This is a genomic window from Salinibaculum rarum, from assembly GCF_030505615.1.
GTDB lineage: Archaea > Halobacteriota > Halobacteria > Halobacteriales > Haloarculaceae > Salinibaculum > Salinibaculum rarum.
On sequence record NZ_CP129992.1, the window covers coordinates 2,567,650 to 2,581,427 of the forward strand.

General features: G+C 64.7%; 17 protein-coding genes. 12 read left to right on the top strand and 5 right to left on the bottom strand.

The window, feature by feature from the left end; genetic code table 11:
- The first annotated feature begins 60 nt into the window (after positions 1–60).
- From QYL91_RS13340 to QYL91_RS13350, 3 genes are read left to right on the top strand one after another with little or no spacing between them, the layout of a single operon-like run.
- Positions 61–996, top strand: a complete 936-nt coding sequence (locus QYL91_RS13340) for a cell division protein CdpA domain-containing protein (RefSeq protein ID WP_302080985.1) — start codon at positions 61–63, stop codon at positions 994–996.
- A 39-nt stretch (positions 997–1,035) separates the two neighbouring features.
- Entirely contained in the window at positions 1,036–1,359 is a 324-nt protein-coding gene (locus QYL91_RS13345; protein ID WP_302080986.1) for a transcription factor S, read from the top strand.
- A complete protein-coding gene (locus tag QYL91_RS13350; protein WP_302080987.1) occupies positions 1,360–1,965 on the top strand; it encodes a DUF6517 family protein in 606 nt (201 codons plus the stop codon). It begins immediately after the preceding gene.
- Between the two features lie 5 nt (positions 1,966–1,970).
- Here QYL91_RS13350 and QYL91_RS13355 read toward each other — a convergent pair whose 3' ends face one another.
- From QYL91_RS13355 to QYL91_RS13365, 3 genes are all read right to left on the bottom strand, one after another.
- On the bottom strand, positions 1,971–2,693 hold the full coding sequence (locus tag QYL91_RS13355; protein WP_302080988.1) for a methyltransferase domain-containing protein: 723 nt from the start codon (positions 2,691–2,693) through the stop codon (positions 1,971–1,973).
- Positions 2,693–3,088, bottom strand: coding sequence for a nascent polypeptide-associated complex protein (locus QYL91_RS13360; protein WP_302080989.1), 396 nt, complete (start codon positions 3,086–3,088; stop codon positions 2,693–2,695). The genes QYL91_RS13355 and QYL91_RS13360 overlap by 1 nt, the downstream gene beginning before the upstream one ends.
- Positions 3,089–3,150: 62 nt before the next feature.
- On the bottom strand, positions 3,151–3,615 hold the full coding sequence (locus QYL91_RS13365; protein ID WP_302080990.1) for a PUA domain-containing protein: 465 nt from the start codon (positions 3,613–3,615) through the stop codon (positions 3,151–3,153).
- Positions 3,616–3,747: 132 nt separating this feature from the next.
- Between QYL91_RS13365 and QYL91_RS13370 the strand changes: the two genes are divergently transcribed.
- A complete protein-coding gene (locus QYL91_RS13370) occupies positions 3,748–3,936 on the top strand; it encodes a hypothetical protein (protein ID WP_302080991.1) in 189 nt (62 codons plus the stop codon).
- Positions 3,937–3,980: 44 nt separating this feature from the next.
- Here the strand turns inward: QYL91_RS13370 and QYL91_RS13375 are convergent, their stop codons facing one another.
- Positions 3,981–4,478 (bottom strand): LabA-like NYN domain-containing protein, encoded by a 498-nt coding sequence (locus QYL91_RS13375; protein WP_302080992.1) that lies wholly within the window; start codon positions 4,476–4,478, stop codon positions 3,981–3,983.
- Between the two features lie 44 nt (positions 4,479–4,522).
- A complete protein-coding gene (locus QYL91_RS13380; RefSeq protein WP_302080993.1) occupies positions 4,523–5,419 on the bottom strand; it encodes a M48 family metallopeptidase in 897 nt (298 codons plus the stop codon).
- A gap of 146 nt (positions 5,420–5,565) precedes the next feature.
- On the opposite strand from QYL91_RS13380, the gene QYL91_RS13385 reads away from it, so the two are divergent.
- The 8 genes from QYL91_RS13385 to QYL91_RS13420 all read left to right on the top strand — a co-directional run bounded on the left by QYL91_RS13385 (position 5,566) and on the right by QYL91_RS13420 (position 13,777).
- Positions 5,566–6,753: an MFS transporter gene (locus QYL91_RS13385; RefSeq protein ID WP_302080994.1), complete on the top strand. Its 1,188-nt coding sequence runs from the start codon at positions 5,566–5,568 to the stop codon at positions 6,751–6,753.
- A 266-nt stretch (positions 6,754–7,019) separates the two neighbouring features.
- Positions 7,020–7,925: a 4-hydroxy-tetrahydrodipicolinate synthase gene (dapA, locus tag QYL91_RS13390; RefSeq protein ID WP_302080995.1), complete on the top strand. Its 906-nt coding sequence runs from the start codon at positions 7,020–7,022 to the stop codon at positions 7,923–7,925.
- A complete protein-coding gene (gene dapB, locus QYL91_RS13395; RefSeq protein WP_302080996.1) occupies positions 7,922–8,680 on the top strand; it encodes a 4-hydroxy-tetrahydrodipicolinate reductase in 759 nt (252 codons plus the stop codon). The genes dapA and dapB overlap by 4 nt, the downstream gene beginning before the upstream one ends.
- A 74-nt stretch (positions 8,681–8,754) precedes the next feature.
- Complete coding sequence (locus QYL91_RS13400) at positions 8,755–9,585, top strand: 2,3,4,5-tetrahydropyridine-2,6-dicarboxylate N-succinyltransferase (protein WP_302080997.1); 831 nt, start codon at positions 8,755–8,757, stop codon at positions 9,583–9,585.
- 61 nt (positions 9,586–9,646) lie between these two features.
- The gene (lysA, locus tag QYL91_RS13405; protein WP_302080998.1) at positions 9,647–10,891 is read left to right on the top strand and encodes a diaminopimelate decarboxylase; all 1,245 of its coding nucleotides are present in this window, start codon (positions 9,647–9,649) and stop codon (positions 10,889–10,891) included.
- On the top strand, positions 10,888–11,961 hold the full coding sequence (locus tag QYL91_RS13410; RefSeq protein WP_302080999.1) for a M20 family metallopeptidase: 1,074 nt from the start codon (positions 10,888–10,890) through the stop codon (positions 11,959–11,961). The genes lysA and QYL91_RS13410 overlap by 4 nt, the downstream gene beginning before the upstream one ends.
- A 53-nt stretch (positions 11,962–12,014) precedes the next feature.
- Positions 12,015–12,989, top strand: a complete 975-nt coding sequence (locus tag QYL91_RS13415; protein WP_302081000.1) for an ABC transporter ATP-binding protein — start codon at positions 12,015–12,017, stop codon at positions 12,987–12,989.
- Positions 12,989–13,777, top strand: a complete 789-nt coding sequence (locus QYL91_RS13420) for an ABC transporter permease subunit (protein ID WP_302081001.1) — start codon at positions 12,989–12,991, stop codon at positions 13,775–13,777. The genes QYL91_RS13415 and QYL91_RS13420 overlap by 1 nt, the downstream gene beginning before the upstream one ends.
- Position 13,778: the final 1 nt, after the last annotated feature.

The following is a 13,778-nucleotide window of genomic DNA, read 5'->3' on the forward strand; positions in this document are numbered from 1 at the left end:
CAGAGTCGTGTGACGAACGTCTGACGGGTAGTTTTGTGGATGTCGAGCGTACACGCACGCATGACCAGTCTCACAGACGTCTACGACGGCGGCGTCGGGAGTGTGGCGACCCGCCGGCGTCGGGTTACGGGGGCCAGCCTGTTCGTCGTCGGCGCGGCGATGGTTGTCGGGGCCATCCCGTTGGCGACGACGGACCTCGCCGCCGACCTCGGGCTCTCGGTGTTCGAGGCCCGGAAGCTCGCGGGCGTCCTCGCCGGCCTGGGCGTGCCAGCCGTCTTCGTCGGCATCTTCACCGTCCTCCCGGCAGGACGTGCGACCCGCGGCGCAGCGGCAATCGGTGCCAGCCTCGCCGTCCTCGGCGTTGCGTTGTTTGGCTACGCGTACCCCTACGAGTGGGTCGCGTCGAACCCCGCGATGGCCGTCGCGACCACGCTGTTGTACTCGGCGGGCACGCTCATCACGTTCTGGTGTCTGTTCGTCGGCGTTGCGACGTTCAAGACCCGGACCGACCCCGGTGGCTCGGCGCGGCTGGAAGTGACCGACGAGGGCACGGTCCGAATCGTCCGCGACGACACCGGTATCCCAGGGATGGGCGGCATCGGCCTGTTCGGTCGTGACCCCGACGGGGACGTCGACACTCAGACGAACCAAGACGAAAGTGACGACGAGACCCTGGTTCCAGAGCCGACACTCGACGAGACGACGCCGACCCAACGGTCGGCAGACCACACGAGCTCGACCACTCCGACGCCGGCCGGCGACGGCGCCGGTGCTGTCGACAATTCGGACTCTGAGACGCCCGTCCAGCCGCCCGCTGCGGCGAACGCAGACGTTCACCAGGCCGTCACAGAGCGTGGCAGCCCGGACCGGTACTGTGGGAACTGTGCGCACTTCGAGTACGTCCGCGCCGACGACGAGATTACATCCTACTGTGGCTTCCACGACGAACTCATGGACGATATGGACGCGTGCCGGCAGTGGGACGGAAACAGTTAATCCGGGGAGTTATATTTCTGAAACCGGTAGCTTGCGGATATGGAATTTTGCGACGAATGCGGTTCGATGATGAAAACAGAAGGCGACCGGTGGGTCTGTGGAAGCTGTGGCAACGAGACGCTCCGGGACGACGCCAAAGAGGAAGCGATGGTCACGACACAGGGCCAAGAGGAGTCGGAAGTCGTCGACATGAGCGAGGCCGGCGACGAGGCGATGGGACCGACGACCAACGCGCGCTGTCCGGAGTGTGGCAACGACACAGCGTACTACGAGATGAAACAAATTCGAGCCGCAGACGAGTCCGAGACGCGCTTTTTCACCTGTACCGAGTGCGACCACAAGTGGCGCGAGGACGACCACTGAATGGCCACAGCACCCGACTATCCTGCGGTCCCAGCCGAGAAACTCGACGGATGGGAACTCGTCGAGGAATCCGTCGAGACGGTGTTCCAGCTCCCCGGGGCGCAGGTTGTCGGGGCGACACGCCAGTACGAGGACGAACGACTGCGCGGGGCTGTCCACGAAGTAACCGACGACAGTATCGACCACCAGTGGCGGTTTTTCGCGGCGACGCGCCTCGGCTTCGACCCGATGCTCCCGCCGGGGACGATGCCGTCGATGATACTCCCGACGATGCGCTCGGAGGCAAAGAAGACGTTCAAAGACCGCCTGCGGAGTCGCGGCGTCGAGGACATCGAACGGGGTCGCAGAGAGCGAGTCCGTGTTCGGTCTGGCAGTCGAGCGCGTCTGGTTCGCTACGATGGCGTCGACCCCGCCGCCGGCGGCGTGCCGGTCGCAGGGTGGGTCGGCGTCTGGAACGACGGCACCGACTTCTTCGTCGTCACCGGCGGGTACCCAGTCCGGCCGCTCTCGGAGGTGCTCGACCTCGACGAGACGGGCGACGGGCTCGACCGAACGGGGACGACGGCACAAAATGAGTTTCTCGACTTACTCCGCGACGTCGCCTGACCGCTTCAGAGTCGCCGTGCGAAAGTCAGGTAGCCAGTGTGACCGACTCCCGCAGTCGAGGGGCGGGAGCCGCGGTCGTCGAAGTCCATCTCGCGTTGAATCGTCTCGACAGTCTCGACGTCGGAGAGTCCAACGTCGTGTGCCGTCTCGACGACCTCCCGGGTCTGTTCGACGAACGGGGAGTACACCGCGACGTACCCGCCGGAGACGAGTAGATTCGGCGTGTGTTCGACGACACTCGCCGCGTCTTCCGTATCGAGCGTGAGCACGTCGAAGGTGTCCAGTTCACCGAGATGCTCGGTCACGTCACCGGTCCTGACGTCGACACAGTCGGCGACGCTGGCCAGTTCCATGTTCTCGCGAGCCACGTCGGCGAAGTCGGCGTCGCGCTCGAACGTGGTCACGTCGACGCCGATACGGCCGAGATACGACGCGAGGACGCCGGTCCCGGTGCCGGCGTCGAGAACGGCGTCGTCGGACTCGATGCCGGTGTGGCCAACGATAAGCCCGATGTCCCGGGGCATCATCGGCGCGCCGGTGCGTTCGAGATGGTGAAAGAGGTCCGGCCCGCGGAGTTTCCGGACCCTGAAGACGGTGCCCAGATGCGTCTCGACGGTGTCGCCAGCCGTGGCGTCCTCGGGGACTTCGAGGATGCCGAGGTCGGTCTCCAGTCGGTCACCGGCTCCGAGCAGGTACTCGCGGTCCTCGTGGACGAGCAGGAACGACACTATTCGAGCCGTTCGACGGCCGCTGCGAGGTCACCGTCGGTCGCCTCGAGTGCCTCCCGCGCGGCGTCCTCACCGGCACCGGTCCGCTGGGCGACGAGGTCCACGTCGTCCTGGGGAATCCCGTCGTCGGTCTCTGCATCGTCACCGTCGTCGAGTGCCGGCTCGCTGCCGGCGCCGCGCTCGCGTGTCTCCGGCGAGCCGACGACCTGGTAGGTCTCCTGACCCTGTGCGTCCATCAGCTGGACCTCGGCGTCGGTAAAGACCAGTTCCTCGTCGGCCGTCCGGATGACGACCTCTTCGGCATCGATTTCCTCGATGTCGATGCCCATCTGCTTCATCATTTGCTTCATTTTACTGGGGTTCAGTCCGCCGCCGCCTCCTCCTCCTCCAAACATACCCCCCAGTTCACGCCAGTCGATAAAAAGGGCTGTGTTGCCGACTGGCCAGCCACCGGTGACTACTCGGCGCCTTCCCTGACGAAGACGGCCATACCGGTCTCGAAATCGAGCATCCCCTCGCCGGACAACTCCGCACGCCCGACAGCGAGCAGTCGGCCGTCCTCGTGTTCGACGACGACCTCATCCCGGGGCCGGATTCGCTCGTCGGCGACGCTGACGAACTTCGCAAAGACGTTTCTCCCGTCCCGGACGAACGGTTCGCTCTCGTCGCCGACGACGACCCGATACGGCGTCTCGGACGCGGTCGTCTGGAGTCGCTCGCCCCCGGCGGTCCCGAGCGTAAAGCGCCCGTCGGTCCCGTAGGAGACCAGTCGTCCCTCGTCAGCGCGCACCTGGCGGGGGCGGCCGGAACTCGTCGTTGTCACCGTCATCGCTTCGCCGGGCGGAAAGAGTGTCTCGCCGACACCGCGGCCGAACTGATAGTCGGCAATCCGCTGGAGGAACGTCCGGTGGCTGTCGTCCATCAGCCCCGCGTAGACGGCGCCTACCTAAAACCACACTGTTTGGTGGGTCGGTCTCGGTCGCAGACTCGGGTACACGTCACGCCATCACATTGAGCAGATTTATACCCTGATGGCGGTAAGGGACCTATACCAATGACTGAAACGAGCACGACGAAGATTCTCTTCGGTGGCGCCCTGTTGCTGGCGGGGACAGCAATCATTCTCGCCGCCAGCAGTGCCGGCGGAGTACTCCTGCCCGGAATCGTCGGCAGCGTCGCTGCACTCGCCATGGCGGCGGGCGCACTGCTGGTCGGCACGTCGGAAGGCGGCCGTCCGGTCTGAACGGTCCCAGTTTTCCGGTCCACACGACGCCACGAGCGGCGGCTCTATAGTAAGAATCGGTCGGTGTCGGCACTGAGGTCCGTAAAGTCGTGGGCGGCCTCGATGAGGTCTTCGGACGTCGACTCTTCGAAGCAGTACGCCTCAACACGGACACCCTCGTGTTCGAGATGCCGACAGAGTCGTGCGAAGTCGCCGTCGCCGGTACAGAGTGCGACAGTGTCGACGTGGGGGGCCAGCGAGACGGCGTCGAGGCTCATCCCCACGTCCCAGTCGGCTTTCTTCGTCCCGTCGCTGAAGGTGCGAATCTCCTTGATGTGCGTCTCGAAACCGATGTCCGTCAACGCGTCGAAGAAGGACTCTTCTTCGGGGGCGTCGGCTTTGACGACGTAGGCGAGCGCGCGTGTGAGTTGGCGACCATCGACGGCTGCTTCGAGGAGGCTTCCGTAGTCGATATTCTGCGTGTAGAGGCTCTGTGCAGTATGATAGAGGTTCTGTGAGTCTGCGAGAACTGCGACTCGCTGACTCGGGTGAATCTCGGCCATGACTCCCTTAGCGAAGGGCGGACAGAAAGGGCTTGCTACCGCCGTTAGCGGGCGCGGAGCTTCTCGATGCGTTTCTCGATTGGTGGGTGCGTGGCGAAAATCGTCTGGAGGATGCCACGGTCACCGCCGGAAATACAGAGCGCGGCGACTTCGTCGGGCAGTCCGTCGTCCTGCTGTTGCCGTCCGCGGCCGCCACGTTGAACGGCGCTCTGGCTGGCCTGCTGGCGCTGTTTGGCCCCCTGGCTGATTTTCTCGAGGGCGCGAGCCATCGCGTCGGGGTTGTTGGTGTACTCTGCGGCGTCACTGTCGGCGACGTACTCGCGGTACCGCGAGATTGCCATCACGAAAATCGAGACGATCATCTGCGCGATAGAGCCGGCAATCATCGCGAAGATGTACGAGCCGATGTTTCGTTCGCCACCGAATATGACGGCAAACTGGACGACGATACCGACCATCGCGGCGATAGACTGGCCGATGAGCATCATCACCACGTCGCGGTTGCTGATGTGGGCCAGTTCGTGAGCGAGGACACCCTTCAGTTCGTCACGGTCGAGCAGGTCGATGATTTCCGTCGAGACGACGACGACACCGGCGCCTTTCCGACCGACGGCAAAGGCGTTCGGGACGCCCATATCGGCGACCATCAGCCGCGGCTTTTCGATGCCCATGTCGCGGCTCAACTGCCCGACTTGCTGGTGAATCTCCTGATAGCGTCCCTCTTCGGGCATATCCTCTGCCCCGACGCTCCGGAGTGCGGCCCATTTGCCGAACTTGTACTGGAAGCCGACGAACGCAAACGTTCCAAGGAGGACGAGACCGAGCGCGCCGGTCGTCGCTCCGAGATACAGATAGGCAAGACTCGCGATGGCCGCATAGAAGGCAAAGAGGATACTGCCCATGACGACCATTCGGAATTTGAGACCTGTGTGGCGTACCATCGGAACTGACTAGATGGCGCTTCGTAAAAAAGGGTACGCTCCATGACATGGCATGGCAAGACGAGGCCACGACAGGGGACACGTGATGCCCTCGGTGTGGCAACAGTACCACAATACTGTTGGTCGTCGTCGCGAAGTCTGGAGTAGTGGCGACGCCGACACAACTCCGCCGGTCGCTGTGGGTGCTGGTCGCTGCGGCGACACTGACAGTCATGGCCGGTGCGATTCTCGGTCCGGTCGTCCCACAGATTCAATCCGAACTGGGCGTCTCCGGAATCGCAGCGGGACTCATCATCACCACCCACGGTGGCGTCATCGTCCTCGGCAGCCCAATCGTCGGGACGCTCGTCGACCGTATCGGACCACGACAGCCCTTTGTCGGCGGGTTAGTGGTCTACGGCCTCGGTGGCGGGGCCGGGCTGTTCGTCGACTCGTATCTCCCCCTGCTGGCTTCCCGTGTCCTGCTCGGCGCCGGCACCGCCGCAGTCTATACGTCCGTCACCGTGCTCATCTACCAGCTCTACGAGGGTCAACAGATGGAACGGGCGCTCGGCCTGCGAAGCGGTGCGAACAGCGCCGGGGCCGCAGTCTGGCCGCTCGTCGGCGGCGCGGCCGGAACGGTGGCCTGGAACCTCCCTTTCGGCGTCTATCTCGTCGCGCTCCCTCTCGGGTTGCTTGCCGCGCTGACGATTCCAGACGTCGACGCGACGGCCGCCCAGGTAGGGGGTGGCGGTCGAACGGATTCTGGAGACGGTCTTGCCGGTGTTTTGGCGGTCTTTCGCGACCAGCCGGTCCTCCCGCTGGTGTATCTGCTCTACTTCGGCACGAACGTCCTGATATACGTCATCGTCGTGTACTACCCGCAGTTTCTGGGCGGCGTCGGTGTAACCTCCTCGCTACAGATTAGCTTCTATCTGGGCGCAAACGGCGCCGCAGGCGGTGTGACCGCAGCCGTCTACGACCGACTGGTCCAGCGCGTCGAGCGGGTGACCCTCGTCCTCGGCGCGCTGGTGCTCTGGTCGGTGGCACTGCTCTCGACGCTCGCCGTCGAGACGCCCCTCGGCGCAGCGGTCCCAGTCGTCCTGTTCGGTCTCGGAATCGGACTCGCCTTTCCTTCCTCGTTTGCCTGGGTCGAGAAGTTCGCCCCCGAAGACCGGCAGGGACAGTACAGCGCCTATCTCGCCTCCTTTGGCTACACCGGCCAGTTTCTCTCGCCGATTCTCTTCGGGGTGGTGCTCGTCTTCGGTGACGTCGGTTGGGTGTTCGTCGCCGCCGGGACACTGACAGCTATTAGCGCCCTCGCGTTCGGTTCGCGAGTGCTTCGACCGGCGTGAGCGGCCGACAGAAGACACAATACATAAGTCAGTTCCGTACGCTGTCACGAGTATGCGGGTCGTCACGCACACCAACGGAGCAGTCGGGACGGGCCAGCGTGGCGGCCGCTCTTTTTCGAAACGCAAACGCTGAGTCAGACTCCCGGCAGGCGTGGCATTCCTGTCGTGGGTCGTGCTGGATACGCTCCCAGCGACTGGTCGAGAACCGAACCACACAAGCGACACCCCTGCGAGATAGCAGACAACGACGACCCGACCACGATACCATGACAGACTTCGACACGTTCGGCGGCGTGTACCCTGCGATGTGCACGCCCTTCCACGACGACGGTAGCATCGATTTTGAAACACTCCGAGCCGACGCCCAGCGCCTCGAATCGGCGGGCGTGGACGGCCTCGTTCCGATGGGGTCGACCGGCGAATCCGCAACAGTCAGTCACGACGAACACATCGAGGTTATCGACGCCGTCATCGACGCCGTCGACGTGCCCGTCATCGCCGGCAGCGGCTCGAACAACACCGCAGAGGCACTCTCGCTCTCCCAGCGCGCGGCCGACGCTGGCGCGGACGCGCTCCTCCTCATCTCGCCGTACTACAACAAGCCCGAACAGCGCGGCTTCATCGAACACTACGAGACCATCGCCGACGAGGTGGACGTCCCACAGATTGTCTACAACGTCCCTTCCCGGACCGGCCAGAACATCGAAGCCGACACCGTCGCACAGCTGGCCGAACACGAGAACATCCAGGGGTTCAAGGCCGCCGGCGGCGACCTGAACCAGGTCAGTGAAATCGTCGAGAAGACCCGCGACGAGGAGTTCGACGTGCTCTCGGGCAACGACGGCGAGACGCTCCCGATTCTCTCGGTCGGCGGCACCGGCTGTATCAGCGTCGCCGCGAACGTCGAACCCGAGCGGATGAGCGGGATGGTCCAGGCCGCACTCGATGAGGACTACGCCGAGGCGCGCGCCCGCCACCACGACCTCGGCCCGCTGTTCCGCGGGATGTTCTGGGAGACCAACCCCATTCCGGTCAAGGCCGCACTGGAGATTCGCGGCAACGGCAACGGCAACGTCCGCTCACCGCTGAGCGAGGCGACCCCCGAGACCTACGACCGACTGGAGTCACTGCTGGCCGAGTACGACGACCCGTACGCTGGGGAGGCACGATGACGCGGCTGGGCGTCAACGGCGCGGCCGGTCGGATGGGCCAGACCGTCATCGAGACGGCGAGCGAACGCGACGACGTAAGCGTCGCCTTCGGCATCGACGTGGACAGCGACGCCGACACCGAGGTCCCCCTCTATGCGCCCGACGAAACTGCCGACGCACTCGCCGAGCACGAGCCCGACGCAATCATCGATTTCACCGTCCCTGACTCGACGGTCGCACTCGCAGAAGCCTGTGCAGACGCGGGCGTCGCGCTGGTCGTCGGGACGACGGGTATCGACGAAGACCAACTCTCCGTGTTGCAGGAAGCCAGCGAGGCGGTCCCACTCCTGAAGGCGACGAACTTCTCGCGAGGGATTCAGGGACTCTTGCGCGCGCTCGGCCCCGCGCTGGAGGCGCTCGACGGCTACGACATCGAAGTGATGGAGACCCACCACAACCAGAAGCAGGACGCCCCGAGTGGTACCGCGAAGACGATACTCGAAGAGGTTTCCGAGCATCGTGACTTCGAGACGGTCGCCGGCCGTGAGGGTATCCAGCCCCGCGAGGACGGCGAAGTCGGGATGCTCGTCCGGCGGGCGGGGGACATCCGTGGCGAACACGAGGTCATCCTCGCGGACAACGACGAAGTGCTCTCGATTAGCCACCGCGCGGAGGACCGCGCTGTCTTCGCGGCAGGCGCCATCGACGCCGCGGTGTGGCTGACCGAACAGGACGCCGGCTGGTACGGCTTCGACGACGTTGTCGACGAGAGCTGAGTCGGTCGCCCCAACCGACCGGACTGTCAGTTGTAACCGACGGTTCCAATAGCCAGGCCCGGGAACGAAGGGCTATGAGTCTCCAATCCGACATCGAGAATCTCTGGGACCGGTACGACGACGGACTGACAGCCGAGAACGTGTCCGGCAACGACCTCGACGTACTCGCGGAGTTTCTCCGCGCGCTCGAACAGGGCGACATCCGCGCCGCCGAAAAGAGAAACGGCGAGTGGGAAGTAAACGAGTGGGTCAAGCAGGGCGTCCTCCTGAACTTCGGACTGCGCCAGATTTCCGCCTACGAGTACGGCGACGTGACCTACAACGACGTGCTCCCGCTGCTGGACACCGACGACCTGGCCGACCGCGGCTCCCGGAACACGCCGGACGGGACCGTCGCTCGCCGCGGCGCGTATCTGGGCTCGGACATCATCATGATGAGCCCCTCCTTCGTCAACATCGGTGCGTACGTCGGCGACGGCACGCTCGTCGACTCCTGTGACACCGTCGGTTCCTGCGCCCAGATCGGCGAGAACGTCAAACTTGGCGCGAACACGCTGATCGGGGGCGTCCTCGAACCCGTCGAGAACGCGCCGGTCATCGTCGAAGACGGTGCCTCGCTGGGCGCTGGCTGTCGTGTGACCAGTGGCTTCGTCGTCGGCGAGAACAGCGTCGTCGGCGAGAACACGCTTCTTACTCCTCGGATTCCGGTCTACGACCTCGTCGAAGAGGAGATTATCTACGGTCGCCTCCCGCCGGAGCGCCGTGCCTTCTCGCGATACGTCGAATCCTCGATTGGCGAGCACGACCTCTTCGACGGCGGCGCCTACAAGCCGGCCGTCGTCGCGACGGACATCGAACAGGAGACCCTGGAAGGGACCGAACGCGAAGACGCACTTCGAGAATAATCGCGTCGGCTCGCAGACTGAAGCGGAACCCTTGTTATCGACCGTCCCCCGTCTCGAAGCAATGACTCAGGCCACGTCGCCGCCGGTTCGCCGGCTCGCCGACTGGGACCACGACCGGCTGGAACGACTCGCCGCCGACCACGGGACGCCGCTCTACGTCCTCGATGTCGAACGGGTGCAGGCGAACTATCGACGCTTTGCAGACGCCTTTCCCGACGCACACGTCATGTACGCGGCCAAGGCCCACACCGGCCAGGCCGTCCTCTCTGCCTTACTCGACGTTGGCGCGGACATCGAGTGTGCCGCGGCCGGGGAACTGCAGCGGGCAATCGAGGCCGGCGCGGACCCGAACACGCTCCAGTACACCGCAGTCAACCCGCCGGCTGGCGACCTCGATTACGCCGTCGAACTGGCGGGTGAGAATCCAGGTCTGACAATCACCGGGGGCGCCCGGGACACCTTCGACCGCCTGGAAGAACGCGGCTACGACGGCCGCGTCGCCATCCGAATCAACCCCGGCATCGGCACCGGTCACCACGAGAAAGTCGCCACCGGGAAAGACGCGAAATTTGGCATCCCCTACGACGAGGTGCCCAAACTGGCCGAGGAGATTGCAGACCGGTTTGAACTGGTCGGTATCCACGCCCACGCCGGCAGCGGCGTCCTCCACGACGACCTGGACGACCACTGTCGCGCCATCGGAAAGGTGGCAGAGATGGGCCAGACCGTCGAAGAGCGCGTGGGCGGACTGGAGTTTGTCGACTTCGGCGGCGGCTTCGGCGTCCCCTACCGCGAGGACGAGGAGCCACTCGATATGGAAGTCGTCGGCGAGAAGGTCCGCGAGGCCGTCGGTGACCTCGATGCCCAGATGAAACTCGAACCGGGCCGGTACGTCGTCGCCGACGCCGAGTTGATTCTGACCGAAGTCAACACGGTCAAGGAGACGCCAGCGACGACCGTCGTCGGCGTGGACGCCTCGCTGGCGACGCTCATCCGGCCGGCGATGTTCGACTCGTATCATCCGATTCGAAATATCTCAGCCCCCACGCGAGATGCAAAACCGGTCTCGGTGGGCGGCCCCTGCTGTACGAGCGCAGACGTGTTCTGTACCGACCGCCCAATCGCGCGGCCGGAGCGTAAGGACCTGCTCGCTATCGGTAACGCCGGGGCCTACGGCTACGAACTCGCGAATCAGTTCCACTCCCAGCCCCGCCCCGCAGAGGTCGCAATCGACGGCGAGGAGGAGCGTATCGTCCGGCGGCGGGAGACGATGGACGACGTGGTGCGAGTGGAACGAGAGCAATGACCATCGACGTCCACGAGTTTCACCGCGAAGCCGTCGAGACACCCTCACACGAGGACGTGACCGCGATGCGGGAACTGCTCGTCGAAACGCTCGAATCGGGAGGGGTCGAGCCGACCGTCGACGACATCGGGAACGTCACTGCGACGCGCGGCGCGGGGAGTCCCCACATCGTCCTCAACACGCACATCGACACCGTGCCACCCCACGTCGAGTACGAGCGCGATGGCGACATCGTCCGCGGGCGCGGGGCCTGTGACGCGAAGGGACCACTCGCGGCGCTGCTGGCCGCATTCTTCGACGCTACCGTCTCCGACGGCCGACTCACGCTCGCAATCTCGCCCAACGAGGAGACGGTCCAGACCGGCGGCGCCCATCTCGCGGAGACGCTCGATGCAGACGGGGTCATCGTCGGCGAACCGACCGACCTCGACGTCTGTACGGCCGCACGGGGACAGTTCGAGGGTGAGATAACGATACGTGGTGAGAGTGCCCACGCCGCAGACCCGGCGAGCGGGCAAAACGCCATCCGCGCGGCGACGGTCATCGTGCAGGGCATGGAGACCTACGACGAGAAGTACGGCCCCGGCGAACACGACTCGCTTGGCCGGCCGACGCTGACGCCGACGCTCATCGAGGGTGGCGAAGCGACGAATCAGGTGCCCGGCGAGTGTACCATCACCTTCGACCGGCGGTCGGTCCCGCCGGAGTCAGTCGATGCTTTCGTGGCACAACTGGAAGAGCACCTCTACCAGTTGCTGCCCCGCGGGATGGACCTCTCGGTGTCGCTTGCACGCCCGGAGATGCCCTATCCCGAGGCGTTCGCGACCGACGAGGACGACCCGCTTGTCGAGACGCTTCAGCAGGCGAGCGGCGGCGACGTGCGCCCGTTCGGTGCCGCGACCGAGGCATCCTACTTCGCAGCGTCGGCGCCGACCGTCGTCTTCGGGCCCGGCGTGCTCGCCGACGACGAGGGGCCGGTCGCCCACGCCGACCGGGAGTACGTCGACCGGCGGGACGTGGCAGCCGCTGCTCGCGCCGTGACCGACGCCGTCTCGGACCTGCTGGGCTGAGAGCACCCGCCGACTGCAGTATCTTCTTGCAGTCGGGTCGAGAAGGACGACGTATGAGCGCGATACGCGTCTCGGAGCTGACGAAAGACTACGACGGGGTGAGGGCAAACGACGAAGTGAGCTTCGAGGTGGCCGAGGGGGAGATATTCGGGTATCTCGGGCCGAACGGAGCCGGGAAGACGACGACGATTCGGACGCTGATGGGATTTCAGTCCCCGACCAGCGGGACGGCCACGCTGCTCGATGCGGACATCCGCGACGAGGAGGCGATGGTCGCGGCGAAAGAGCGAGTGGGCTATCTCCCCTCGACGCCCGGGTTCGACGAGACGGCGACCGGAACGGAGATACTCGACCTGCACGCCTCGTTGAAAGGCGATTCCCGGCGGCGGGAACTGCTCGAGATGTTCGACGTGCCCGTCGAGCGGGCGATTCGCGGGTACTCGACGGGTCAAAAGCAGAAACTCGGGCTGGTACAGGCGTTCATGCACGAACCGGACCTGGTGGTGATGGACGAACCGACCTCCGGACTGGATCCGCTGGTCCAGCAGCGGTTCAACGAGTTCGTCCGCGAGGAAAAGCAGTCAGGAACCACGATTTTTCTCTCCTCGCACGTCCTGAGCGAAGTCCGGCGGGTCTGTGACCGCATCGGAATCATCCGTGACGGCCGGATGGTCACCGTCGAGAACGTCGAGGACCTGCTCCACCGCAGCGGGAAGTTCGTCCGCGTCCGTGTCGCGGCCGATGTCAGTCGCGAAACTGTTGCCCTCGACGGCATCCACGACCTCTCGGTCCGGACCTTAGACGAGAGCTACACCGAGACAACCGTCGCCGCTGGAACCGGAGCGACAGTCGACACGGCCACCGAACTCACCTTCACGTACACCGGTGATTTCGATTCGTTGGTCGACTTCGTCGACGACTATCACATCCTCGAACTCGACGTGGAGGAGGCACCCCTCGAACAGGTGTTCATGCAGTTCTATGGTTCGGAATCGGAACCTAACGCCGTCAGCGGAGGTGAGGCCTGATGTTCGAGTTTGCCCGCTACTACGGCCGGCGACGGGTGAAAGGCTCGCTCGCACTGGCCGCTGGGCTCGCGGTCCTCACCAGCCTGTACGTGTACATGTTCCCCTCCATCAGCGAGGGCGTCGACCTCGATGCGTACATCGAAGCGATGCCCCCGGCGTTCCGTGCGGCGTTCGGCGTTCAGTCGCTTGGCAGCATCGAGGGATTTCTCGCGGCCGAACTGTACTCGTTCGGTATCGTCCTCCTGATGGGGTTGTACCTGACCTACAGCGCCGCCTCGGTCATCGCAGACGACGTGGAAGACGAGCGCATGGACATGCTCCTCGCGTTGCCGGTGACCCGCTCGAAGCTCCTCCTAGAGAAGTTCGTCGCGTTGCTCGTCCCCATCGTGGTCGTCAGCGTCGTCCTCCCGGTCGTCGTCTATCTCGGGGTCGTCGCTATCGGGGAAAGCATCTCCGTCCCGGACCTCCTGATGGCCCACGTCCTGTCGGTGCCCTATCTGTTGACGACGGCCGCGGTCGGACTGTTCGCCTCGGTCTGGTTCGACCGGACCAGCCTCGCACAGCGCGCCTCGATGGGCGTCGTCTTCGGACTGTTCCTGATCGATTCGGTCGTGACGAACACCGATTTCGCGGACCTGGGCGTGCTCTCGCCGATGCGATACTACGACCCTGCCGCAATCCTGGTCCAGTCGGAGTACGACCTGGCCGGTGGTGTCATTCTGCTGGTGGCGGCGCTGGGTCTCGTCGGCGCGAGTCGTGCGTACTTGCAGCGCAAGGACATCTCCTGAG

Excerpts from the sequence above, each read along its gene's own strand:
- QYL91_RS13340 (WP_302080985.1), top strand. The coding sequence starts at position 61 with ATGACCAGTCTCACAGACGTCTACGACGGCGGCGTCGGGAGTGTGGCG.
- QYL91_RS13345 (WP_302080986.1), top strand. The coding sequence starts at position 1,036 with ATGGAATTTTGCGACGAATGCGGTTCGATGATGAAAACAGAAGGCGAC.
- QYL91_RS13350 (WP_302080987.1), top strand. The coding sequence starts at position 1,360 with ATGGCCACAGCACCCGACTATCCTGCGGTCCCAGCCGAGAAACTCGAC.
- QYL91_RS13360 (WP_302080989.1), bottom strand. The coding sequence starts at position 3,088 with ATGTTTGGAGGAGGAGGAGGCGGCGGCGGACTGAACCCCAGTAAAATG.
- QYL91_RS13365 (WP_302080990.1), bottom strand. The coding sequence starts at position 3,615 with ATGGACGACAGCCACCGGACGTTCCTCCAGCGGATTGCCGACTATCAG.
- QYL91_RS13370 (WP_302080991.1), top strand. The coding sequence starts at position 3,748 with ATGACTGAAACGAGCACGACGAAGATTCTCTTCGGTGGCGCCCTGTTG.
- QYL91_RS13375 (WP_302080992.1), bottom strand. The coding sequence starts at position 4,478 with ATGGCCGAGATTCACCCGAGTCAGCGAGTCGCAGTTCTCGCAGACTCA.
- QYL91_RS13380 (WP_302080993.1), bottom strand. The coding sequence starts at position 5,419 with ATGGTACGCCACACAGGTCTCAAATTCCGAATGGTCGTCATGGGCAGT.
- dapA (WP_302080995.1), top strand. The coding sequence starts at position 7,020 with ATGACAGACTTCGACACGTTCGGCGGCGTGTACCCTGCGATGTGCACG.
- dapB (WP_302080996.1), top strand. The coding sequence starts at position 7,922 with ATGACGCGGCTGGGCGTCAACGGCGCGGCCGGTCGGATGGGCCAGACC.
- QYL91_RS13400 (WP_302080997.1), top strand. The coding sequence starts at position 8,755 with ATGAGTCTCCAATCCGACATCGAGAATCTCTGGGACCGGTACGACGAC.
- lysA (WP_302080998.1), top strand. The coding sequence starts at position 9,647 with ATGACTCAGGCCACGTCGCCGCCGGTTCGCCGGCTCGCCGACTGGGAC.
- QYL91_RS13410 (WP_302080999.1), top strand. The coding sequence starts at position 10,888 with ATGACCATCGACGTCCACGAGTTTCACCGCGAAGCCGTCGAGACACCC.
- QYL91_RS13415 (WP_302081000.1), top strand. The coding sequence starts at position 12,015 with ATGAGCGCGATACGCGTCTCGGAGCTGACGAAAGACTACGACGGGGTG.
- QYL91_RS13420 (WP_302081001.1), top strand. The coding sequence starts at position 12,989 with ATGTTCGAGTTTGCCCGCTACTACGGCCGGCGACGGGTGAAAGGCTCG.